The 21,476-nt window shown below is 71.5% G+C and carries 22 protein-coding genes and 1 pseudogene; 11 read left to right on the forward strand and 12 right to left on the reverse strand.

Going from position 1 to position 21,476, the window contains the following annotated elements; all coding sequences use genetic code 11:
• Positions 1 to 10: 10 nt before the first annotated feature.
• Both K4B79_RS21875 and K4B79_RS21880 read left to right on the forward strand, forming a co-directional pair.
• Positions 11 to 1,063, forward strand: coding sequence for a hypothetical protein (locus K4B79_RS21875; RefSeq protein ID WP_232028531.1), 1,053 nt, complete (start codon positions 11 to 13; stop codon positions 1,061 to 1,063).
• 2 nt (positions 1,064 to 1,065) lie between these two features.
• Entirely contained in the window at positions 1,066 to 2,175 is a 1,110-nt protein-coding gene (locus K4B79_RS21880) for a hypothetical protein (RefSeq protein WP_232028532.1), read from the forward strand.
• Positions 2,176 to 2,364: 189 nt separating this feature from the next.
• Here the strand turns inward: K4B79_RS21880 and K4B79_RS21885 are convergent, their stop codons facing one another.
• From K4B79_RS21885 to K4B79_RS21895, 3 genes are read right to left on the reverse strand one after another with little or no spacing between them, the layout of a single operon-like run.
• A complete protein-coding gene (locus tag K4B79_RS21885) occupies positions 2,365 to 3,135 on the reverse strand; it encodes a class I SAM-dependent methyltransferase (protein WP_232028533.1) in 771 nt (256 codons plus the stop codon).
• 13 nt (positions 3,136 to 3,148) lie between these two features.
• Positions 3,149 to 3,961: an LLM class flavin-dependent oxidoreductase gene (locus K4B79_RS21890; protein WP_232028534.1), complete on the reverse strand. Its 813-nt coding sequence runs from the start codon at positions 3,959 to 3,961 to the stop codon at positions 3,149 to 3,151.
• A complete protein-coding gene (locus tag K4B79_RS21895) occupies positions 3,958 to 4,812 on the reverse strand; it encodes an alpha/beta fold hydrolase (protein ID WP_232028535.1) in 855 nt (284 codons plus the stop codon). Before K4B79_RS21895 ends, K4B79_RS21890 begins: the two co-directional genes overlap by 4 nt.
• A 119-nt stretch (positions 4,813 to 4,931) precedes the next feature.
• On the opposite strand from K4B79_RS21895, the gene K4B79_RS21900 reads away from it, so the two are divergent.
• Positions 4,932 to 5,837, forward strand: a complete 906-nt coding sequence (locus tag K4B79_RS21900) for a LysR family transcriptional regulator (protein WP_232028536.1) — start codon at positions 4,932 to 4,934, stop codon at positions 5,835 to 5,837.
• Positions 5,838 to 5,930: 93 nt separating this feature from the next.
• Here K4B79_RS21900 and K4B79_RS21905 read toward each other — a convergent pair whose 3' ends face one another.
• The 4 genes and pseudogenes from K4B79_RS21905 to K4B79_RS21920 form a co-directional block, all read right to left on the reverse strand.
• Complete coding sequence (locus K4B79_RS21905; RefSeq protein WP_232028537.1) at positions 5,931 to 7,076, reverse strand: RNA polymerase sigma factor; 1,146 nt, start codon at positions 7,074 to 7,076, stop codon at positions 5,931 to 5,933.
• A gap of 8 nt (positions 7,077 to 7,084) precedes the next feature.
• The gene (locus tag K4B79_RS21910; protein WP_232028897.1) at positions 7,085 to 7,495 is read right to left on the reverse strand and encodes a YciI family protein; all 411 of its coding nucleotides are present in this window, start codon (positions 7,493 to 7,495) and stop codon (positions 7,085 to 7,087) included.
• Positions 7,496 to 7,637: 142 nt separating this feature from the next.
• Positions 7,638 to 8,873 (reverse strand): lactonase family protein, encoded by a 1,236-nt coding sequence (locus tag K4B79_RS21915; RefSeq protein ID WP_232028538.1) that lies wholly within the window; start codon positions 8,871 to 8,873, stop codon positions 7,638 to 7,640.
• 216 nt (positions 8,874 to 9,089) lie between these two features.
• Positions 9,090 to 10,595: pseudogene (locus tag K4B79_RS21920) on the reverse strand (SulP family inorganic anion transporter).
• A 465-nt stretch (positions 10,596 to 11,060) separates the two neighbouring features.
• Between K4B79_RS21920 and K4B79_RS21925 the strand changes: the two are divergent.
• Together K4B79_RS21925 and K4B79_RS21930 are read left to right on the forward strand one after the other, a co-directional pair.
• Positions 11,061 to 11,465, forward strand: coding sequence for a MerR family transcriptional regulator (locus K4B79_RS21925; RefSeq protein ID WP_232028539.1), 405 nt, complete (start codon positions 11,061 to 11,063; stop codon positions 11,463 to 11,465).
• A gap of 108 nt (positions 11,466 to 11,573) precedes the next feature.
• Entirely contained in the window at positions 11,574 to 11,978 is a 405-nt protein-coding gene (locus K4B79_RS21930) for a nuclear transport factor 2 family protein (protein ID WP_232028540.1), read from the forward strand.
• Positions 11,979 to 12,027: 49 nt separating this feature from the next.
• Here the strand turns inward: K4B79_RS21930 and K4B79_RS21935 are convergent, their stop codons facing one another.
• Together K4B79_RS21935 and K4B79_RS21940 are read right to left on the reverse strand one after the other, a co-directional pair.
• Positions 12,028 to 12,690, reverse strand: a complete 663-nt coding sequence (locus K4B79_RS21935) for an HAD family hydrolase (RefSeq protein WP_232028541.1) — start codon at positions 12,688 to 12,690, stop codon at positions 12,028 to 12,030.
• A gap of 55 nt (positions 12,691 to 12,745) precedes the next feature.
• A complete protein-coding gene (locus tag K4B79_RS21940; RefSeq protein ID WP_232028542.1) occupies positions 12,746 to 13,660 on the reverse strand; it encodes an alpha/beta fold hydrolase in 915 nt (304 codons plus the stop codon).
• Positions 13,661 to 13,794: 134 nt separating this feature from the next.
• Between K4B79_RS21940 and K4B79_RS21945 the strand changes: the two genes are divergently transcribed.
• Entirely contained in the window at positions 13,795 to 14,409 is a 615-nt protein-coding gene (locus K4B79_RS21945) for a TetR/AcrR family transcriptional regulator (RefSeq protein WP_232028543.1), read from the forward strand.
• 127 nt (positions 14,410 to 14,536) lie between these two features.
• On the opposite strand, the gene K4B79_RS21950 is transcribed toward K4B79_RS21945, so the two are convergent.
• A complete protein-coding gene (locus K4B79_RS21950) occupies positions 14,537 to 14,995 on the reverse strand; it encodes a nuclear transport factor 2 family protein (protein ID WP_232028544.1) in 459 nt (152 codons plus the stop codon).
• A gap of 117 nt (positions 14,996 to 15,112) precedes the next feature.
• Here K4B79_RS21950 and K4B79_RS21955 point away from each other — a divergent pair, with 117 nt between their 5' ends.
• A complete protein-coding gene (locus K4B79_RS21955; protein ID WP_232028545.1) occupies positions 15,113 to 15,463 on the forward strand; it encodes a hypothetical protein in 351 nt (116 codons plus the stop codon).
• 84 nt (positions 15,464 to 15,547) lie between these two features.
• Here the strand turns inward: K4B79_RS21955 and K4B79_RS21960 are convergent, their stop codons facing one another.
• Positions 15,548 to 16,717, reverse strand: coding sequence for an MFS transporter (locus tag K4B79_RS21960; protein WP_232028546.1), 1,170 nt, complete (start codon positions 16,715 to 16,717; stop codon positions 15,548 to 15,550).
• A gap of 249 nt (positions 16,718 to 16,966) precedes the next feature.
• Between K4B79_RS21960 and K4B79_RS21965 the strand changes: the two genes are divergently transcribed.
• From K4B79_RS21965 to K4B79_RS21975, 3 genes are all read left to right on the forward strand, one after another.
• Positions 16,967 to 17,449, forward strand: a complete 483-nt coding sequence (locus K4B79_RS21965; RefSeq protein ID WP_232028547.1) for a DUF6069 family protein — start codon at positions 16,967 to 16,969, stop codon at positions 17,447 to 17,449.
• A gap of 310 nt (positions 17,450 to 17,759) precedes the next feature.
• Complete coding sequence (locus K4B79_RS21970; protein WP_232028548.1) at positions 17,760 to 18,680, forward strand: helix-turn-helix domain-containing protein; 921 nt, start codon at positions 17,760 to 17,762, stop codon at positions 18,678 to 18,680.
• 203 nt (positions 18,681 to 18,883) lie between these two features.
• Positions 18,884 to 19,165, forward strand: coding sequence for a hypothetical protein (locus tag K4B79_RS21975; RefSeq protein WP_232028549.1), 282 nt, complete (start codon positions 18,884 to 18,886; stop codon positions 19,163 to 19,165).
• A gap of 10 nt (positions 19,166 to 19,175) precedes the next feature.
• Here K4B79_RS21975 and K4B79_RS21980 read toward each other — a convergent pair whose 3' ends face one another.
• Positions 19,176 to 19,964, reverse strand: coding sequence for an IclR family transcriptional regulator (locus tag K4B79_RS21980; RefSeq protein WP_232028550.1), 789 nt, complete (start codon positions 19,962 to 19,964; stop codon positions 19,176 to 19,178).
• A 169-nt stretch (positions 19,965 to 20,133) separates the two neighbouring features.
• Here K4B79_RS21980 and K4B79_RS21985 point away from each other — a divergent pair, with 169 nt between their 5' ends.
• A complete protein-coding gene (locus K4B79_RS21985; RefSeq protein ID WP_232028551.1) occupies positions 20,134 to 21,471 on the forward strand; it encodes a gluconate:H+ symporter in 1,338 nt (445 codons plus the stop codon).
• The last annotated feature ends 5 nt before the right edge of the window (positions 21,472 to 21,476 follow it).

Genomic DNA, 21,476 nt, shown 5'->3' on the forward strand with positions numbered 1-21,476 from the left:
GGGAGGTTCCGTGAACGGTCTCCGTGCGCTCGTCGTCTGCTTTGTCGTCGCGTGTGCCGCGGTGGTCACGCCGGCCGCGGCCGTGACGCCGGGCTGGTCGGCGCTGCCGGTGCCGCCGGCGGCCGCATCGCCGGTGACCGTGTCCGATCTCGCCGCCCGCGGGCCGGGCGAGGCATGGGCGAGCGGGTACGAGCACGCCGCCGACGGACTCCGGCCGATGCTGTACCGGTGGGACGGCAGGGCGTGGCACCGGGAGACCGCCTTCCCCGGCGCCGGTGAGCTGGGCTGGCTCGGCAAGGTGCAGTTCGTCGGCGAGGAGGTGTGGATCCTCCACAACCACGTGGGCGTGGGGCAGATCCTGCGCAGGTCGGCGGGAGGATGGAGTTCCCTGCCGCTGCCGCAGACCCTGTGGACCTACCAGGACTTCGCCGCGGTACCCGGGGCCGCGTGGGTGGTGGGGGAGGACGACACCGGGCTGAAGGTGTTGCACCACGACGGTTCCGGCTGGACCACACAGTCCACCCCGGAGGGTGTGCTGTACCTGATGGGCATCACCGCCCGTACCGCCACCGACGCCTGGGCCTGGGCGGACACCACCACCGGGACCACCGTCCTGCGCTGGGACGGCACGGCCTGGCGGGACGCGCGGGTGCCCCTGCCGCCCGACAGCAACGTGCACACGCTCCTGCTCGAACCGTCGGGCCGGGCCACGATCGGCGGCAGCCGGTACATCGACGGCGTGCCCCACACCTACCTGATGACCTTCGACGGGCGCACCTGGCGCACCACCTACCCGCCCCTGGGCGACACCTACACCGAGGCCATGGTGCGCGGCCCGGACGGCGCGCTGTGGCTGCCGGTGCGCAGCGACCGCGCGTTCCAGTCGAAGTACGCGCGGGTGAACGGCCCCCGCACCACCTTCTCCTACGGCCCCGAGCGCACCGACGCGATCGACGTCAGACCGCGTGCCCTGACGAGGGCCGGGTCCTCGCTGCTGTCCTTCGGAACCGTCGAGATCTACGGCTCGAAACCCAACCTGATGAGTGAACGGCTGGGAGGCTGACCATGGCACGAAGACTTCTCGTCGCGGCCCTCGCCGTCGTGATGACCATCATGACCGTGATGAGCTCGGCCGCGGCGGACACCCTGTCCTGGCAACACGTTCCGGTCCCGGCGCAGTTGCGCCCGCAGGCCGGGCTGAACGAGGCCGTGGCGCTCGGGCCGGACCGGGCGTGGGCGGTGGGCGCCGACGCCGTCGGCCGCGAGGCGCCGGGCTTCCCGCTGGTGCTGCGCTGGGACGGAACCGCGTGGCAGCGCCAGAGCCTGCCCGGGGTCGACTGGCAGGGAGAGCTGCTGTCGATCGCCGCGACCTCACCGACCGCGGCCTGGGCCGTCGGCCGCGATTCCGCGGGCGGCGCCCACCTGCTCCGCTTCGACGGCAAGGCCTGGCGCGAGAGCCGGCCGCCGAGCGGTGTCGTCCTGACGAAGGTCGTCGCCGGCGGCGGTGAGACCTGGCTGATCGGCTCGCGGGACGGCGCGCAGGTGTTGCTGCGCCGGGCCGGGGGCGGCTGGCAGGACCTGCCGGCGCCGCCCGGAGCCGTGTACGGCCTGCACATCAAGGCGGCCGACGACGTCTGGGCGGCGGGCGAAACCGTCTCGGGCGCGACCGTGTCGCACTGGGACGGGCACGCGTGGCAGCAGACGCTCGTCAACGGCTTCCCGCGATCGGCCGTGGGCAGTGTGCTGGCGGTCTCGCCGACCGAGGTGTGGGCGGGTGGCACGGCCGGGTTCGTCGGCGGCCCGGTGGGCCGGCCCATCCCGCCCCTGCTGCTCCGCTGGGACGGGCAGGCGTGGAACCGGGTGACCATGCCAACCGACTTCGGCGGGATCACCTCACTGGTGCCCGGCCCGTCCGGCGAACTGGCCTGGGTCTCGGTGGCCAACTCGCAGAAGTGGGGCCCGCCGGGCAGCTCCCCGCCGTTCGTCCCCGGCCCGGACTTCCTCTCCTGGAACGGTCAGTCCTTCACCGAGTACAGCGAACCGGCCGTGGCCGGTGAGGGCGACTCCCGTACGTTCCGACTGGCCCCGGTGCCGGGCACGCAGACGGTCTGGTCGGTCGGCCGCGCCACCGGCCCCGAGAACACCTTCGCGCCCCGCGTCCTGCGGTTCGGCTGAGGGCGAGCACGTCGCGTTCGCGCGCAGGATCTCGGTGGGGTCGGTGTCCTTGAAGAGGAGGCCGCGGATGCTCACCCTGGGGGGTCCCGCCCTCGGGATCACTCTCCTGCGGCGTCGCTCACCACATCCCCGACCGCCCGACGGCGTCGGCCCATGACGGGGTCCGGGCCGCCGCGCGCTCGCCGGTGGTCAACGGCGGCGCGCGGTGACCAGCCAGGCTCGGGAGTCGAACCACACGCCGTCGCCGGTGTCGTGCGCGTCGAGCATCGCGCGAAGCCGTTCGCGGGCGCGCTCGGCGGACGCGGCGTCCGGATCGGCGACCAGTTCCTTCGCCATGCCCAGCTGGAGTACGGCGGCATGCGCGCGGTCGGCGTCCGGGCCGTAGCAGACGGGCTCCGCTACGTCGACGATGTCCATCTCCGTGAAGCCGGCCGCGGTCAGGACGCTGCCCACGACGTCCGGGTCGGCCAGGGCGAAGGCGTTGGCGGCCGCCGGGGCCGGTGTCGAGGACGTCTGCCCGCCGGAGAGCGCGGTCCGGATCGCGGTGTGCCACTCCTGGCGGTCGGCGGCCTGCCAGACCAGCTGGACGAAGCGCGCGCCCGGGCGCAGGGCCTGCCCGATGTTGGCGAACGCGGCGACCGGGTCGGCGAAGAACATCGTGCCGAACCGACTGACGCCCAGGGTGAAGTGCTCCGGCCGGAAGGCATGGGTCTGGGCGTCGGCCTGCACGAACTCGACAGTGCGGAGTCCTTCGGCCTCGGCCTGCCGGCGGGCGTGTGCCAGCATCGGGCCCGAGACGTCGACGCCGAGCGCGGTGCCCGGCGAGGCGGCCCGTGCCGCGTCCCGGGTGGTGGTGCCGGAGCCGCAGCCGATGTCGAGGACATGATCGCCGGGTCGGACGTCGAGGGCCTCCCACAGCCGCTTCTGGTATCGGACGAGCTCCGAGTCGTAGTCGAACAAGGCGAGCGTCTCCTCACATCGCGGGGCCGTCGCGGAGGACTCCCCGCACGGCGTCGAGCCGTATCCCCGGGTCCAGCTCCGGCAGCCACCACGTCGCGCCGGCTCTCGCGTACGGTGCGGGATCGACGCCGAGCGGCAGCGCGACGGCGATGTCGTACGAGGCCATCTCACCATGGCGCAGTTCGGTGAGGGAGGCGACGACGTCGGCGAGCTGGTCCGGGTGTTCGAGATTGGCCGGGAAGAAGCCGTCGAGGCGGGCGGCACGGCGGATCGGCTTGGCGTTGCCCGGGAATCCGGCGCCCCACACCGGGACGCCCGGCCGCTGAACCGGCCGCGGCAGGAAGGTGATGCCGTCGACGGTGTAGTGCTCGCCGCGGTGACGCACCGGCTCGCCCGACCAGGCGGCGGTCAGGATCTGCAGGGACTCGTCGAGCATGCGCCCGCGCCGCCGGTCGTCGAGTTCCTCGCCGGTCTTGGACAGTTCGCCGGCGAACCGGTCGCTGCCGAGCCCGACGCCGAGGGTGAGACGGCCGTCGCTGAGCCGGTCCAGGGTCGCGCTCTCGCGCGCGACCTTGGCCGGCCGTCGGCGGGGCAGCACCGACATCATCGGGCCGAGCCGGATCCGTTCGGTCGCGGTCGCGATCGCTGCCAGCGTGATCCACGGGTCGGCGACCTGCCGGACCGGCTCCCGCCAGGACAACTGGTCCCACACGAAGCAGCCGTCCCACCCGGCCTCCTCCGCGTCGGCGGCGAGGCGCGCGACCGCCCGCGGGTCGGCGAGTTCCTCGAAGAGCGGCAGCCAGAGAGCGGAGCGCAGCCGGTTCATGGGCGACTTCCTTCCGTGTGCGGCACCAGAGCCGACACGAACTCGTCCCACACCGCGCTCGGCAGGTCGTGTCCGGCTCCCTTGAGGACCAGCAGCTCCGCACCCGGGACCGCGTCGCGCAGCGCCTCGCCGTGCGGCAGCGGCAGCACCGGGTCGTGGTCGCCGTGGACCACGAGCGTCGGCGCGGTGATGTCGCCGAAGCCGCCGCGCGCCGGCCCGTCGAACGCGATGCGGTAGTGGTTGGCCAGGGTCGACGCGTAGTTCCTGGCGCGCGTCACGTCCCGCTCGACCAGCGCCCGGATCGCGGCCTCGTCGAAGTACGGCGAGCCACCGGCGTACGCCTTCGCGCCGGCCACCACGTACTCGACCACCGCGGCCTCGTCGGAGACGTCCGGCTCGGCCGGCACGGCCAGCTCGCTCGACGGTGGCGGCAGGTCGTCGGCACCGGTCGAGGTCGAGACGAACGTCAGCGACGCGACCCGGTCGGGATGGTCCACACCGAGGACGAGGCCGAGCCCGCCGAACATCGACTGACAGACCAGGTGGGCGCGCTCGATGCCCCACGTGTCCTGAAGGCCGAGCACGTCGAGGGCCAGGTCCGAGAACGAGTAGGCGGGCTGCCCCGGCGGGTAGCAGGTCGAGCGGCCGGTGTCCCGTTGGTCGTAGCGGATCACGAACCGGCCGTGGGCGGCGATCTGTTCGCACAGGCCGGCGTCCCACCACAGCATCGAGGCGGCCGATCCGGCGATCAGCATGATCGCCGGGGCCGCGGGGTCGCCGAAGGCCTCCGCACACAGCTCGACGCCGTTGATCCCGAGCAGGTGCTCGCCGTGCGATGGGTGTGAGGTCATGTCCAGCACGCTAGAGCCCGCGACTCCATGCTGAAAAGCGATGATTTCCGATCGATGCGATCGCTGGAGGCGATGAAAGGGCCCATGGACGGGCCAGGGGTGCCGTTACGCTGGCGCGCGTGAGCAACGTCGAGCTGCGCCATCTGGCGGCGATGGCCGCCATCGCCGAGGAGGGCTCGTTCGGACGGGCCGCCGCCCGCCTCGGGTACACCCAGTCGACGGTGAGCCAGCAGGTCGCCGCGTTGGAGCGGGCCGTCGGCGGTCCGGTGTTCGACCGGCCGGGCGGTCCGAGGCCGGTGCGGCTCACCCCGCTCGGCTCGGTGGTCCTGGAGCACGGTCGCGCCCTGCTGGCGAAGGCGGAGGCGCTGACCGATGCCGTGGACCGGTTCAAGGCGGGAGACGGCCGGATCGACATCGGCACGTTCCAGAGCGTGTCCAACGTGATCCTGCCGTCGGTCGTACGCCGACTGCGGGACGAACACCCCGGCTGCGACATCAGGTTGTTCGAGGAGGAGCCGGAGCAGCCGCGGATCGGCGACCTCGACCTGCTGTTCTACGACGGCCGCCTCGACGGCGACCTGGAGCACCGCAAGCTGCTGGACGATCCCTACCTGCTGGTGGCGGCCCCCGGCGCCTTCCCCGAGGGGCCGGTCCCGCTGGCGCGGCTCGACGGCGCGCCGATGGTGGCCTGGCCGCTGATCTGCGACCAGCCCGTGATGGAGCAGGCGATGGCCCGCGGTGGCGCCCGCCCGCAGTTCGTGTTCCGCAGCGCGGTCAACGACACCCTGCTGTCGATAGTGCGGGCCGGTCTGGGATCGGCCGTGCTGCCCTGGCTCGCGATCCGCGGCGCCGATGTCGCCTCCGACGACCGGCTCCGCGTCCACGAGCTGCTGCCGTCCCTGCCGCCACGGGAGATCTACCTGCACTGGCAGGCCGGACGGATCCACTCGCCCCTCGCCGGCCGGGCCGTTGCCATCGCCGTAGAAGTGGCGGCCGACCTCGCTCCGCCGTCGGCCGGCGCCTGAGACGCGGGGGTCGCCGCGGCCGCACGTCCTCGGTGCCGTCGGCGGACTCGGCCGGCCCGTCACGGTTCCCGGTGAGGGCCCGGCGGGGAGCCGTCAGTGACGCCGGTGGGCGTTGAGCCGGGCGGCCTGACGTGTCAGGTGCTGACGCTCGGCGAGCGTGGGCGCCTTGTGGGCCGCCTCGGCGTACAGCCGTGCCGCGGTCGCCAGGTCGCCGTCGCGCTCGTGGAGGTGCGCCGCCACCGCGGTGTGACGGGGCAGCGAGGCGTCCAGTTCGGCGAGTGCCGCCAGACCGGCGCGGGGTCCGTCGGCCTCCCCGACGGCCACCGCGCGGTTGAGCCGCACGACCGGGTTGTCGGTCAGGCGCGCGAGTTCGTCGTACCACTCGACGATCTGCACCCAGTCGGTCTCCTCCGCGGCCGGCGCGTCCGCGTGAAGGGCGGCGATGGCCGCCTGGGCCTGGAACTCGCCCAGCCGGTCGCGGGAGAGGGCGACCTGAAGGATCGCGACGCCCTCGGCGATCAGCCGGGTGTCCCACCGGGTGCGGTCCTGCTCGGCGAGGGGCACCAGGCTGCCGTCGGGCGCGGTCCGCCCGGCGCGCCGGGCGTGGTGGAGCAGCATGAGGGCGAGCAGCCCCGCCACCTCCGGGTGGTCGATGGCGGCCGCGAGCTGCCGGGTGAGCCGGATGGCCTCGGCGGCCAGGTCGACATCGCCGCCGTAGCCCTCGTTGAAGACCAGGTAGAGGACGCGCAGCACGGTGGCGACGTCGCCGGGCCGGTCGAGCCGCACGCCGGAGACGGTGCGCTTGGCGCGGCTGATGCGCTGGGCCATGGTCGCCTCGGGCACCAGGTAGGCCTGGGCGATCTGGCGGGTGGTGAGCCCGCCGACGGCGCGCAGTGTGAGCGCGACCGCCGACGACGGCGTCAGCGAGGGGTGGGCGCACAGGAAGTACAGCTGGAGTGTGTCGTCCGCCGAGGGGGCCGGACCGGGCTCCGGTTGCTCGTCGACGAGGTCCTCACGCCGGCGGCGGGCGGCCTCCGACCGGGCCTGGTCGATGAACTTGCGCCAGGCCGTGGTGATCAGCCAGCCCTTCGCGTCCCGCGGCGGATCGGCCGGCCAGACGCGGACCGCCTCGACCAGCGCGTCCTGGACGGCGTCCTCGGCCGCCGCGAAGTCGGCTCCGCGGCGGACGAGGACGGCGAGCACGCTCGGTGTGAGGCTGCGCAGCAGGGCCTCGTCCATCGATGACGTCACTCCGTGATGCAGGTGGAATGCTCGGCCATGAACGGCCGGAGCTCCAGCCACTCGTGGATCGGCTTCCCCCCGGCTCCGGGGGCGGCCGACAGCTCCGCGGCCAGTTCGAGGGCCCGTTCGTGACTGTCGACGTCGATCACCATCCAGCCGGCGATGAGGTCCTTGGTCTCGGCGAACGGACCGTCGGTGACCGGCGGGCGCCCCTCACCGTCGTATCGAACAAACGTGCCCTCGGGGACCAGTGCCTGGCTCTCGACGAACTCGCCGCTCTCCTCGAGCCGGGCCGCGAAGTCGCGCATGTACTGCACGTGCGCCGAGATCTCCTCCGGCGTCCACTTCTCCATCGGCACGTCGTTGACCGGAGCCGGAGCACCGCGGTAGTGCTTCAGCAGCAGGTACTTGGCCATGGTGTTCTCCTCGATGCCGGTGCGACCCATTGTGGTCGTGTTCACCCCGGGGACGGAGCCGGTCGGGGATTCTCGACACCGCCGTCCGAGATTTTTTTCGACGGCCATGAGTCACTCCGCGGACGAGTCACTCCGCAGATCGTCACATCGCGGCGATGCCCTCCATACCGGACTCGGCGAAGGCGGGCAGGCCCTCGGCGGTGGTGATCTTGGTGAGGGATCCGTTCCTCTCGACGCGGAAGCCGTCGACCGTGCCGGAGACGGCGTTCTGGACGTAGACGAACTTCTCGTCCTCGGTCACGGCGATGTCGATGACACCCTGCGACTTCGCGGAGGGCGGTGTGGCGACGCCCACCTGGTTGGTCAGGGCGAGCTTTCCGTGCCTGTCCATGCGGTATCCGCTGACGGTCGAGTTGCCGGTGTTGCCGCCGTAGAAGAAGGAGCCCGCGCGTGCCAGCCAGCACAGGACCTCCTGGCCGTTGGCGAGGGGCTTCTGAAGGACCTTCAGCCTGCCGTCGTGGCCGACCCGGTACGTGGTCACCGTGGACTTCTCGGCCTCGGCGACCAGCATCCGGCCGCCGGACCTGTCGAAGCTGACGGCGAACGGCACGTTCCCGACGGACTTGTTGACGACCGGTTCGGCGACGGCCGGCAGGCCGTTCCGCTTCAGGGGGAAGACCTGGATCGTGTTGTTCCCCTTCGTGGTGACCACCATGCTGCGGCCGTCCGGGGTGATCTCGACCTCGCCGGGCGAGGTGTCGAACCGGGGCACGTCCTCGTTGGCCAGCCCCAGGGAGCGGAAGGACCCGGGTATCGGCACGAGCCCCTTCGCCGTGATCCGGAAGCCCTGGACACTGCCGGCGCCGCCCGCGTTCATGACGTAGGCCAGCCTGCCCCGCACCGCGATGCTGGACGGGAACTCGCCGCCGGTGTCCATGACCTGACGGTCCTTCAGCCTCGTCCCCTCGACGCGGAAGGAGGTCAGCGTGCCGCTGCCGGCGTTGACTGCCAGCAGGGTCCGGGAGGTGTCGTCGTAGACGAGGGAGTCCTGTGAGGCGAGGGAGTCCGTGGGCGCGTCGACCTGATCCCCTCCCTTGCCGCCCGTCGCGTAGGTGCCCGAGGCTTTCAGCCGGCCCTGCGCGTCCCGTGCGAAGACGTGAATCGTGTTGCCGTTCAGCTCGTTGCCCTGCACGAAGACCGCACGACCGGTTCCCGCCCCGGACGTCCCGTACTGGTTCGCCGAGGCGAGGGAGACGGCCACGGTGGCCGCCGCGACGGTGGCGAGGGCGCTCGCGCCGATCACGATCCGCCGGGTCCTGGACTTGGCCCGGTGACCGTGGTGGGTCCTGGTCTTCGCGTCGTGCCGGTTGTGGCTCACGTCCCGCTCCTTCGTTCCTCATGGCGCTGGTGCCGACGCCGGTGCCGACGCCGGTGCCGCTGTCGGCGCCGGTGCGTCCGTGTGGGTGTTCGTGGACGTGACAAGCGTGGCCAGGGGGAGCTGTGGGGTGGGTGGGAACGCGGGCCGCGTCAGACTCTCGTAAGCAATGGCCGGTTGTCGGGGGACGGTCCGAACTGCGCTTCATGTGTCTCGCGGTCAGTGGCCCCCGGTGAGCTCGCCACTGAGGGTCTGGTGGATCCGGGTGCTGTGCTCGTTCAGCCCGATGATCTCGACGGTCTTGCCGCGCTGGGCGTACTTGGTCTCGACGGCGTCGAGGGCGGCGACTGAGGAGGCGTCCCAGACATGTGCGGCGGACAGGTCGATGACGACCTTGTCGGGGTCGGCGGCGTGGTCGAACCGGCCGACGAGGTCGTTGGACGAGGCGAAGAAGAGCTCGCCGGTCACCCGGTAGACGACGGTGGCTCCGTCGGGGTCGGTGACGGCGGTGACCTCGGCGAGACGGGCGACACGCTTGGCGAAGATGACCATGGCGGTGACGGAGCCCACGACGACGCCGACGGCGAGATTGTGGGTGGCCACGACGCACACGACGGTGACCACCATGACGGTGATCTCCCCGGCCGGCATCCGCTTCAGTGTCTTCGGGGCGATGGAGTGCCAGTCGAAGGTGGCCACCGACACCATGACCATCACCGCGACCAGCGCCGCCATGGGGATGTCGGAGACGACCGGCCCGAAGACGATGCACAGCACCATCAGCAACGCACCCGCCAGGAACGTCGACAGCCGGGTGCGAGCGCCGGAGACCCGTACGTTGATCATCGTCTGGCCGATCATCGCGCAGCCGCCCATGCCGCCGAAGAGGCCGGTGACGATGTTGGCGACGCCCTGGCCGACGGACTCGCGGGTCTTGGAGGAGTGGGTGTCGGTGATCTCGTCGACCAGCTTGGCGGTCATCAGCGACTCCATCAGCCCGACCAGCGCCATGGCGAGCGCGTACGGGGCGACGGTCGTCAGCGTGTCGAGGGTGAACGGCACGTCCGGCAGGCCCGGCATGGGGAGGGCGGAGGGCAGTTCGCCCTTGTCGCCCACGGTCGGCACCGCGATGCCGGCCGCGACGGTGATCACGGTGAGGATGACGATGGACACCAGGGGAGCCGGGACGACCGTGGTGATCCTCGGGAAGAACACCATCAGCGCCAGCCCGGCGGCGATCAGCGGATAGACGGGCCGGGGCACGTCCGTCATCTCCGGCACCTGCGCCATGAAGATGAGGATCGCGAGGGAGTTGACGAAGCCGACCATCACGCTGCGCGGCACGAACCGCATCAGCTTGGCGACGCCGAGCGCGCCGAGGACGATCTGGAAGACGCCGGCCAGGATGACGGCGGCGACGAGATGGCCGAAGCCGTGCTCACGGTTCAGCGGGGCGATGACGGGCGACGGCACCGGTGGCCGCGGAGATCATGGCCGGTCGGCCGCCGACGAGCGCGATGGTCACGGCCATGGTGAACGAGGCGAACAGGCCCACCGCCGGGTCGACCCCCGCGATGATCGAGAACGAGATCGCTTCCGGGATCAGCGCCAGCGCGACCACGAGCCCGGCCAGCACCTCGGTGCGCAGCACCTTCGGGTCGGACAGCCAGGACGGACGTCGGGAGCCTGCAGCCAGGTGGACGGGGACAGAGCGGAGGAGGACAAGAGACGAGGAACCTGTCGTGCTCGGGCACACCCGGGTTGGCGGCGGGCGCGCGGGGAGGTGGGGAAGTGGGGAGGCGTGGACGGCCGGGCCGGTCACGAAGTCGGCGGTCGGCGGACGGCGGACCGAGGTCAGGGGGCGGCCGCCGGGCAACCGCTGAGGCAAGCGGGCGCTGCTCGGGGGCGACGGGTCACGGTGGGCAGGCAGCGGCGCCGGGCATCACAGACATGCGCACGCTCTCTCCTGCTTGGGGGGACCACGGTCTTCGCGGGTCTTCGCCGGGGGCTTCGTCGGCCCTGACACGGCTCACGGCCACGGGACGGCATCCCGCACCACGACGTCCCGCACCACGGCAACGGGCACGGCAGACGGCGAGCCCGACACCGGGGAAACTCTACCCTGACGTTAGGGTAGGGATCGGCGTCGGCGGTCCCCGACTGCGGCCAGGGACGAGGAGGACACCCCGCGTGACCAGCGAGCACATGCAGATCGGCGAGGTCGCCGCACGGACCGAGCTGTCGTTGCGGACGATCCGGCACTATGAGGACACCGGCCTCGTCGTCCCCTCCGCCCGCTCCCAGGGCGGCTTCCGCCTCTACACCGAGGCCGATGTCGCCCGCCTGATGGTCATCCGCCGTATGAAGCCGCTCGGCTTCACCCTGGACGAGATGCGCGCTCTGCTGGAGGCCACCGACCGCCTCGACGCCGACGAGGAACTGCCGCCCGAGGAACGCGAAGCGCTGCTGGAGCGGATCCGCGGCTTCGAGCACGCCACCCGGCAGCGGGTCGAGGACCTGCGCACCCAGATGTCCCGGGCGGAGGAGTTCGCGGCCACACTGGCGCGACGGCTCACGGCGACTCCCACGGCCTGAAACGGGTTCCTGCCGGTTGCGGGTCGCGCACCCGGGGCCGCCGAAGGAAGGTCCCCGATCGCTCTGTTGAGGGCCGCCGAGATGGGCCGGCGTGTAGTGTCGAGAGACATGACGACAGAGTCGCCGGCGCAGATCGTCCAAGGTTTGTTCCCGTTGCTCGCCGAGGGGAAGACCGGAGAGGCGGCGGCCCTGTTCGCCGACTCGGTGTCGTTCTCGATCCCGCACCCGCCAGGCATTCCCTGGGTGCCGGAGGTCGGCTCGGCCGAGGACATGCGGACCTTCTTCGAACTGCTGCGGACCCACGTGCGGCCCAAGGAGTTCGACCTCCGTCAGGTCATCGCCGACGGCGACGACGTGGTCCTGATCGGGCGCATGGTCTCCGAGGTCAGGAAGACGGGCCGGGACATCGACACCGCGTTCGCCCTGCACACCACGGTCGAGGACGGGCTGATCACCCGCTACCACCTCTACGAGGACAGCTACGCCGTCGCCAAGGCCTACTTCGACGACTGAGCGTCATCGGACCGCCGGTGCGGTACCCGGGCCCGGACCTGACAGGTCGTCAACGACTGGCTGTGACCAAGCGGTTCAGGGCGGGCAGGACGCTGCGCAGGTCGTCGTCGTCCACCGCGACGGTGGCGGCCGCTCGCGCTCCCGCCGAGGCGTTGAATGCCACGCTCACCCCCACGGACGCGAAGAGCGGCAGGTCGGAACGGCTGTCTCCGACGGCACCGCACGAGCGGGGATCCAGGCCCAGTTCCCGCGCCCGGGCGAGGGCGAAGTCCCGCTTGTCGTGCTCGTCGAAGTGCCGGGCGACCCGGCCGGTGAACCGGCCCCCGGCCGTGGCCAATTGAGGCCCGCAGAACCCCTGGAAGCCGAACCGGTCCATCAGACAGCCGCCGACCGCCGACCAGGCGAGGGTCGCCAGCACGGGCACCAAGCCGTTCTGCCGACACCAGTCCACGGTCTCCTCGATGCCCGCGACCAGGGGAAGCCCGTCCAGCCATCCGGAGACCTGGTCCTCGGAGGCTCCCGCCCACCCCGCGGCGTCCGGTTCGGAGACCTGCCGATTGTCCATGGCGCCGGTGGCGTAGGCGTCCTCGGCCCTGGCCAACTCGTCCCGATGGCCGAGGAAACCGGTCAGGAAGAGCGACGTACTAGTGCCGGGGACGAGGGTGCCGTCGACATCGAAGAACACGGCGCCCGCAGGAGTGGAGGAGAACACCGCCCCAGCATGCCACCGGAGCGCGAGACCCCGGCACGGGCGGACGGGGCAGGTGTCAGTCGGCGGTGCTCATGAACTCCAGCATGCGGCGGCCGACCTCCTCCGCGTGGTCGATCCACGGTCCGTGGCCGGTGTTGGAGATGATCTCCGCGCGGGCGCCCGGTATCAGGCGGGGCACGCGCTCCACTTGACGTTGCGGGTGGACGAGCAGGCTGCGCTTGCCGAGCACCAGGTAGAGGGGGGTGCGGACCGTGGACAGTTCGCTCTCGGTCAGCGGGACGGGTGCCGGACGGCGAATGCGGTAGGCGCGGACGGCCGTCCTGATCATCGTGCGCAGTTCCGGCATGACGAGGACCGGCTGCTCCAGCCAGGCGGCCAGTTTGGGGCGGAGGGCCTTGGGGGCGAAGGTCGCGAAGAGGCCGGCGAAGAGCCAGACGAAGAAGCGCAGTCCCACCTTCTCCAGGCCGCCGGGGTCGAGGAGGGTGACCGAGACGAGGCGGTCGGGCCGCAGATGCGCCTGGTTCAGGGCCAGCCAGCCGCCGTAGGAGGCGCCCACGAGATGGACCCGGTCGAGACCGAGTTGGTCGAGCGTCTCGTCCAGCCACTGGGCGGCGCGCTCGGGCTGGTGGATGGGTTCGCACTGCACGCTGCGGCCGGGGTCGCCCAGGGTGTCGATCGCGTAGACGGGCCGTTCGGCGCTGAGAGCGGGGGTGTTGGGGTACCACATGGCGGAGCAGGAGCCCGCTCCATGCACCAGGACGACGGGCGTGCGCTCACGGGCGGCCGGGTCCGCGGGGCCGTAGCGGTAGACGTGCGTGGTGCCGAAGGTCGTCTCCACGTCCTCTTCCGCCAGCGCGGTGGCCCCCAGCGCGTAGAGCACGTCACAGGCGGCGAAGTAGCGCTCGCGCCAGGCGTCGCTGACATAGCGGCCGACATCGGCCTGGGTGCGGATTGCAGCGGTGTCGGGCACGGCCACCTCCGGGGTAGTCGGTCTTCATGATACGACCGTACCACAACCGTGGTACGGGTGTACCATAAAAAGTGCCGGCGGATCCCGCACCGGCGACCGGCGAACGACGCGAACCAGGAGCGGAGAACCCGACGATGCCCAAGCGCGTGGATCACGCAGAGCGGCGTACCGAGATCGCGGAGGCGCTCGTCAGGGTCGCCGGCCGGCGCGGACTGCATGCCGTGGGCATGCGCGACGTGGCGGCCGAGGCGGGCGTGTCACTGCGGTTGGTGCAGTACTACTTCGAGACCAAGGAGCAACTGCTGCTCTTCGGGCTGCGGCACCTGACCGAGAGATTCGGTGAGCGGGTGTCCGCCAGGATCCGGGCCGCCGGGGAGGAACCAGGGCCGCGCGCGATGATCGAGGCGCTGCTGACGGCGGCACTGCCGACCGACCTCGAAAGCCGCACTTTCCACCACCTCTACACCTCGTACGCCGTTCTGGCCGTCCACGACCAGGCGCTCGCGGCCCAGCCCTTCATCAAGGACCCGGACGCCGCGGAGGCCGCCCTCGTCGGCCTCCTCCGGCAGGCGCAGGAGGCCGGGCTGCTGCGGCGGGGCGTGGACACCCGGGCGGAGGCGGTCAGTCTGCTGGCCATGTCCGCGGGACTCGGCACCAGCATCCTCGTCGGCCAGCGCGACCCGGAGTCGGCGAGCGCGATCTTCGACTACCACCTGGACCGGATCTTCTCCGCCGACGGAGGCGAGTGAGCCGGTCCTCAGCCCTCGGCGCCGAGCGGTGCCCTGGCCGGCCCCCGTGTTCTCCCCGGGTGGCGGATGAGTCGGCCCTCTCCGGTGTTCTCGCCGGGCGGCGAATGAGTCGCCCCCTCCCGCGTTCTCACCGAGCGCACGCCTCGGCGATCGACAGGCTGTTCTCGTAGAGCCGGTGTCGGGTGATCCGGCCGTTCTCGACGGTGAGGTGCAGTGCGAAAGGGCCCTCGAAGGACTTCCCGGTCGCCCGGACGGTCCCCGACAGGTGACCCATCAGGACGGCGTCGGTGCCGTCGACGAGGAACGTGTCGACCGACGCGCGCGCGTCCTCGGGCACGGTGTGCTCCATCAACTCCGTTGCCTGGGCGGCGCATTCCGCGGCGGTGGCCCTCGGGCGGATCCACGGGACGGACGGGTTCTCGGCGAGCACCCAGTCGACCTCGTCGGCGAAGAGCGCCACGAGCCGCTCGGTGCCCCCGGCCGGCCGTGCGGCTAGGAAGTCCTGCACGACGGCCCGGGTCGCCTCGGCGACGGAACTCGCGACGGTGGCTGAATCAGCGTTCGCTGCGGGGGACTTGACGGACATGGAGCACTCCTCGCGGCCGCGGGCGGAATCCTGTTCTCGAGGGCTTTCCTCGACGTGCTCGATCCTGCCGGTGGGGGCGAGGGCGGTCGATTACCCCGGGGGTAATAGGTTGACCGCATGTCCTCTGTCCTGGTGGTCGGTTATGACCCACGAGCGATCCCCGGCGTCGACGGTGAGGCGCTGTACGCGGCCCTCGACGCGGAGCTGGCGCGGTTCGGCGAGCACGGCATCGACGCCGCCATGACGCTGATCGTGTTCGACGAGTCGGCCGAGCCCGCCCTCATCTCATCCTTGAGCGAGCGTCCGTGGGACGTGGTCGTCATCGGCGGCGGGATCCGCAAGGCGGAGCAGTTGCTCCCGCTCTTCGAGCAGGTCGTGAACCTGGTCCGCCGGCACGCGCCGCAGGCCGCCATCGCGTTCAACACCAGCGGCGGGGACAGCGTCGAAGCGGCACAGCGTCGGCTCTGAGAGGCCTTTCCCGGCCCGGCGTTCCGAGGAGGCCCGGCCCGGCGTCCCGAGGAGGTCGGGCCCGGCGTCAGCCTTGCCGTACCGTCAGCCGGTCGCCGTACGACGGGTCAGCAGGGCGATGGCCGCGGCCGTCGCCGCGAGTGCCGCCACGCTGGTCAGGGCGATGGGGAGGGAGAACCAGTCGGCCATGAAGCCGATGGCGGGCGGTCCCAGGAGCATGCCGCCGTAGCCGAGGGTGGAGGCGACCGCGACTCCGTCGGGCCCGGCCAGGGTGCCGGCGCGTTCGACGGCCACGGGGAACAGGTTGGCGAGGCCGAGCCCGGTGACGACGAAGCCGAGCAGTGCCACCCACAGGGCCGGGGCGAGCGCGCCGAGCAGCATGCCGATCGCGGCGGTCGCACCGCCGTACACCAACGTGCGGGTCTGGCCCAGGCGTTGGAGCAGCCGGCTGCCGGTGAGCCGGCCGATGGTCATCGCGAGTGCGAAGCAGGAGTAGCCGACCGCCGCGATGCCCGGTGAGGCGTCCAGGTCCTGTTCCAGGTGCAGGGCGCTCCAGTCGGCCAGGGCGCCCTCGCCGTAGGCCGTGCACAGGGCGATCAGGCCGAAGATGACGACGAGTCCGCGGGTGCGGGTCTCCGGGCGGCGGGGCGAGGACTCCGCCCGTGGTGCGCTCTCCGCCGGTGCCGGCGCCTCGATGCGCACCAGGGTGCGGCCCGCCAGGGTGGTGACGAGCAGGCCGATCAGGGTGAGGCCGAGCAGGTGCCGGGTGGGGGACAGCGATCCGGCGACGAGTCCCCCGACTCCGGCGCCGATCATGCCGCCGAGGCTGAACGCGGCGTGAAAGCTCGGCATGATGGGCCGACGCAGGGCCCGGACCAGGTCGACCGCGGCGCTGTTGAAGGCGACGTTGATGCCGCCGTATGCGGCGCCGAAGAGCAGGAGTACGGCGCCGAGGGTGAGAGCGGAGTGGGTGAGCGGCGGCAGCGCCACGCTGAGCGAGAGCAGGATCCCGCAGACGACGGTGACCTTGTGGCTGCCGTAACGGCGGCAGAGCCGACCGGTGATCATCATCGTGACCACGGCTCCGGCGGAGACCCCGAGGAGGGCGAGCCCGAGGCCGCTCGCCGAGGCCCCGGTCTGGTGCTTGATGGCGGGGATGCGGACGACCCAGCCGGCGAAGATGAAGCCGTCGAGGGCGAAGAAGGTGGTCAGGGCGATGCGGAGGCGGGTGAGGTTGTTGCCGTTGCCCGGCACGGCGTTGTGCGTTCGGGATTTGTTTATTAGCGGCACAAAGTCAGGGTAGGTGGGCGTGAGGGGGAGGGCAAGGAAGTAAGGGCCGCCGCGCCCGCACCGTCCGTCCCGACTGTCCGTCGACGGCGGTGTCGTGCCCTGCCGCTCGGAATTCGACAAGTTCCCCCGACGACCGATGAGTTCTGGGGGATCGCCCGGTCTAACCCTGCGTAAGGCACACCGAGAACGCACACCGAACAAGGAGACCGTGCCATGAGCGTGACCTCGCCCCAGAGCCAGGCCCAGCCCCAGCCCCAGACCCTCCACTCCTCCTCCTCGCTCCGCTCGCTCGCGGCCCGTCCCGTGTGGCTGGTCGGTATCGCGGCGATGCTCGCCGGTGCGGTCGTCACCGAGGCGTTCGCACTCGTCACCCGGGCGGCCGGAGTCCCCATGGCCGCGGCCAGTCCAGGGGACAGCGCGGCGGTGGAGATCCCGATCGGCGGCTTCGCCGGAGGCGTGCTGTTCTGGTCGCTCGCGGGAATCGTCCTGGCCGTGGCGCTCGCCCGGTGGGCCAAGCGCCCCGCCCGCACCTTCACGGTGATCACCGTCGTCCTCACCGCGCTGTCCCTGGCCGGCCCGGCCGCCGCCCCGCACACCGCCGTCTCCACCCAGATCGTCCTGGCCCTGTCGCACCTCGTGGCCGCCGCCGTGATCATCCCGGTGCTGGCCCGGCGACTGGCCCACCTGGACCGGTGACAAGGCCTCGGCCCTTCCCCTCCGAAACCGGCAGTGCCTGGCCGGACCACCTCGGTACCCACCGAGCTGGTCCGGTCAGGCACTGTTCGGCGTCCCAGGTCATGGGGCCAGGGCCCTCGCGGCCCCTCACGGGATCCGCACCCTTTGCACGCCCGCTTCACGTGCCCGACCCGTGAGAGGGGTGCGACGCCATGGATATCCTGAAGCGTGCGGAACGACCCGCTGCTGCACCGGACAGCCGACGGGGGTGTGGCGGAGCGGCCAGGCGGTTCGCTCCGGGCGGTCCCTCGGAGGTGAGGGGAGCCTCTTGGTGGTTCAGGCCTTACGCGACGGCCTCGCGGGCGCGGGTGCCGTCGAGATCGCGCGGCTCGGCGGTCTGTGGCGGGTCACACGGCCCTGGCATCCGGGGCTGCGACCGTTCCTGCGCAGCTACGTCGGCTATTGGGAAGCGGTGACCTCACCGTACGAGGTGCGGTTGGTGCCGACCGGATGCGCGACCCTGCTGATCAACCTCGCCGAACCCTTCACCCAGGTCCGTCGGTTGGGCATGGCGGGCGGGGACAGCGGGAGAATCGGGTCACTGGTCGTGGGGGTGGAGGACCGGCCCGCGATCTGCGTCCATCCCGGTGGCCAGGAGGCGATCCGCGTCGAGTTCACCCCGCTGGGCGCCTACCGGCTGTTCGGCATGCCGATGAGCGAGTTGACGAACCTGGCCGTCGAGATCCGGGACGTGCTGGGGCCCGAAGCGGGTGTGCTGGTGGAGCGGCTGGCGTCCACCCGGGACTGGGCGGTCAGGTTCGACCTGTTGGACGCGGCGCTGCTGGCCCGGCTGGATCAAGGCCCGGAACCCACACCCGAGGTGTGCCATGCCTGGCACCTGCTCTCCGGCAGCGCGGGGACCGTGCCGATCGCCCGTATCGCAGCCGAAGTGGGCTGGAGCCAGGGGTACTTGATCCGCCGGTTCACCCAACAGACCGGACTGACGCCCAAGGCGTCCGCCCGGGTGCTGCGCTTCCGGCGCGCCGTGGCGATGCTCAACCGCGGGACCGGGAGCCTGACCGAGATCTCGGCGGCCTGCGGCTTCTACGACCAGGCACATCTCAACCGCGACTTCCGCGCCATCGCCGGCACCACACCCGGACGGATGATGGCCGCCCGCCGGGTGGAAGGGGCCATGGCGCTCTCGGCGAGTGCAAATTCGTCCAAGACCGGGTCGGCCACCGGCCGATAACGTCCCCGCGTGTACACCGGCGGCCGGTCGGATGGCGCGGGGGACCGTCCGACCGGCCGTGCGGCGCGCCCCGCGGATCCCGGTGGGCGGGCAGCACACCTTCACTGGACGCGGGAAGCAGGGGACGCGGGGCGCAAGGAACTCGGGGCGCGAGGAACTCGGGGCGCGAGGAACTCGGGCAGCAAGGGACTCGGGAAACAACGTTGACTGACAACGGCGGACGGCCGTACGGGAGTTCACCCGCTCCGTGCCGGCGGAGCTCCCCGGAGCAACGAGCCGTACGGGAAGCGAGAGGCAGGCGCGCGCTCGAGTTCGGCACGGCCTGGCTCATCGGGGGCCTGCTCATCACCGCCGTCATCCACGGGGAGGACCAGGGCGGAGCGGGCGGAGTGGCGTACTTCGTGGGCTGGGTGCCGACGCTCTACGGCGTCCACCGGATCGTGGCCGGTCTTCACCTGCTGGGCAGGAGCCGGAAGTCGCGCTGAGCTTCGCGGGCTAACGCCACACGATCTCCCCCCGACTCGACGGCAGTGACCGCTCGATCTCCGCGCGGACCTCCCGCATGACGGCGACGATGTGGCGTTCGTGCTCGTCGGTGAGGCGGGAGACGGGCACCGAGCAGCTGATGGCGTCGACGGCGGGCGTGTCGTAGCGGAGGGCGAACCCGAATCCGGCGATACCCGCGACCGTTTCCTCCCGGTCGACGGAGTGGCCGCGGGCCCGGGTCTCCGCGAGGTCGGCGAGCAGGGCGGCGCGGGTGGTGTGCGTGTTGTCCGTGGGGGCGCTCAACGGCTCGTCGGGCAGCGGGAGTTCGTGGTCGGGGCGCTCGGCGAGCAGCGCCTTGCCCAGGGCGCCGGCGTGGGCGGGGACGCGGCGGCCGACGCGGCTGATCGTGCGCAGGTACTCGTGCGACTCCCGGGTGGCGAGATAGACGACGTCCGAACCGTCCAGCCGGGCCAGGTGGATGGTCTCGCCGAGCGTGTCCGAGGCCTTGTCGAGATACGGGCGGACCGCTCGGACGCGTACGTCGCTGTCCAGATAGCCGGTGCCGGTGAGCAGGGCGCGGATCCCGATGCCGTAGAGGGAACCGGTCGCGTCGGTGCGGACCCAGCCGCACTCCACGAGGGTCTGGAGCAGGGCGTACATGCTGCTGCGCGGTACGCCCAGCGCCTCGGCGAGTTCGCGCAGCCGGGCGGGCCGGTCGCCGCGGGCGGCGAGCAGTTCGAGCAGTGCGACGGTACGGACCGCCGACTTGACCTCGGGTACGCCCGCGCGCTGCGACATGCGCCGATCGTAAGGGAATTCGTGCGCACCCATTGACCGGGGCGGTCCACAGATCTAGCCTCCGTCTTCATATGTAGACGCTGTCTTTGTATGAGGAGCCGGTTCATCGGTGTGAACCCGATGGGCCCTGGCCCCTCACCCGCCTGCCGGTTCAAAGGAGAACTGACCCATGCCGCTCGTCGTGGTCGCGATCAGCGTCCTGGTCCTGCTGTTCCTGATGACGAAGCTGAGACTGAACGGCTTCGCCGCCCTGCTCCTGGTCGCCGTGGGTGTCGCCCTGGTGCAGGGGATCGGGCTGGAGGAGATCCCGGACGTGCTCTCGAAGGGCATCGGGGACCAGATCGGCGACACCATGCTCACCATCGGGCTCGGGGCCATGGTCGGCCGCGTGATGGGGGACTCCGGAGCCGCCCAGCGGATCGCGGGCCGACTCCTCGACCTCTGCGGCCCACGCTGGGTGCAGGTCGCGATGGTGCTGTCCGCCATGCTCATCGGCGTGACCATGTTCTACGAGGTCGCCTTCGTCATCATCGTGCCGGTCGCCTTCACGCTCGTCCGGGTCACCCGGTCGAACCTGCTCTGGGTGGGCCTGCCGATGTCGATCGCCCTGTCCACCATGCACAGCTTCCTGCCGCCGCACCCGGGCCCCACCGCGGTCGCCGCCACCTTCCACGCGTCCGTCGGACTGACCCTCTTCTACGGCCTGTTCATCGCCGTCCCGGCCGGCGCGCTCATCGCCCTGCTGTGGCCGCGCCTGCCGTTCATCCGGCGGATGAACCCCACCATCCCCAAGGGCCTGGTCAGCGAGCGGGTCTTCGAGGAGGAGGAGATGCCCGGCATGAGCTGGTCGCTGGCGGTGGCCCTGCTGCCCGTCGTGCTGATCGCCGGTGCCGCGGTGACCGACCTGGCCGGGTCGGGCGACGGCCCGGTGCTGCACTTCGTCGCCTTCATCGGGTCCGCGCCGATCGCCCTGCTGCTCACCCTGCTCGTCGCCATCTGGGCCTTCGGACCGCGGATGGGGCGCAGCCTGGCGGAGGTCAGCACCTCGTGCAAGGAGGCCGCCCAGGCGATGGCGATGATCCTGCTGGTGATCGGTGCGGGCGGCGCCTTCAAGAACGTCCTCGTCGAAGGCGGGATATCCGACTACATCAAGGACACCACCGACGGCTGGTCCATCTCGCCGATCATCCTGGCCTGGCTGATCGCGGCCATCCTCCGCGTCGCCCTCGGCTCCGCCACCGTCGCCGTCGTCACCGCCTCCGGCGTGGCGCTCCCGCTGCTCGCGGGCAGCGGCATCCACGCCGAGGTCATGGTCCTCGCCGTCTCCTGCGGCTCGATCGCCTTCTCACACGTCAACGACCCGGGTTTCTGGATGTTCAAGGAGTACTTCAACCTCTCCGTCATCGACGCGATCAAGGCCCGTACCACCTATACGACGGTGCTGGCGATCCTCGGCCTGGGCGGTGTACTGGTCCTGGAACAGGTCCTGGACGTCCTGAAGGTCTGAATCAC

Origin of the sequence: Streptomyces lincolnensis (genome assembly GCF_021173675.1) — a bacterium.
Taxonomy (GTDB): Bacteria; Actinomycetota; Actinomycetes; order Streptomycetales; family Streptomycetaceae; genus Streptomyces; species Streptomyces lincolnensis_B.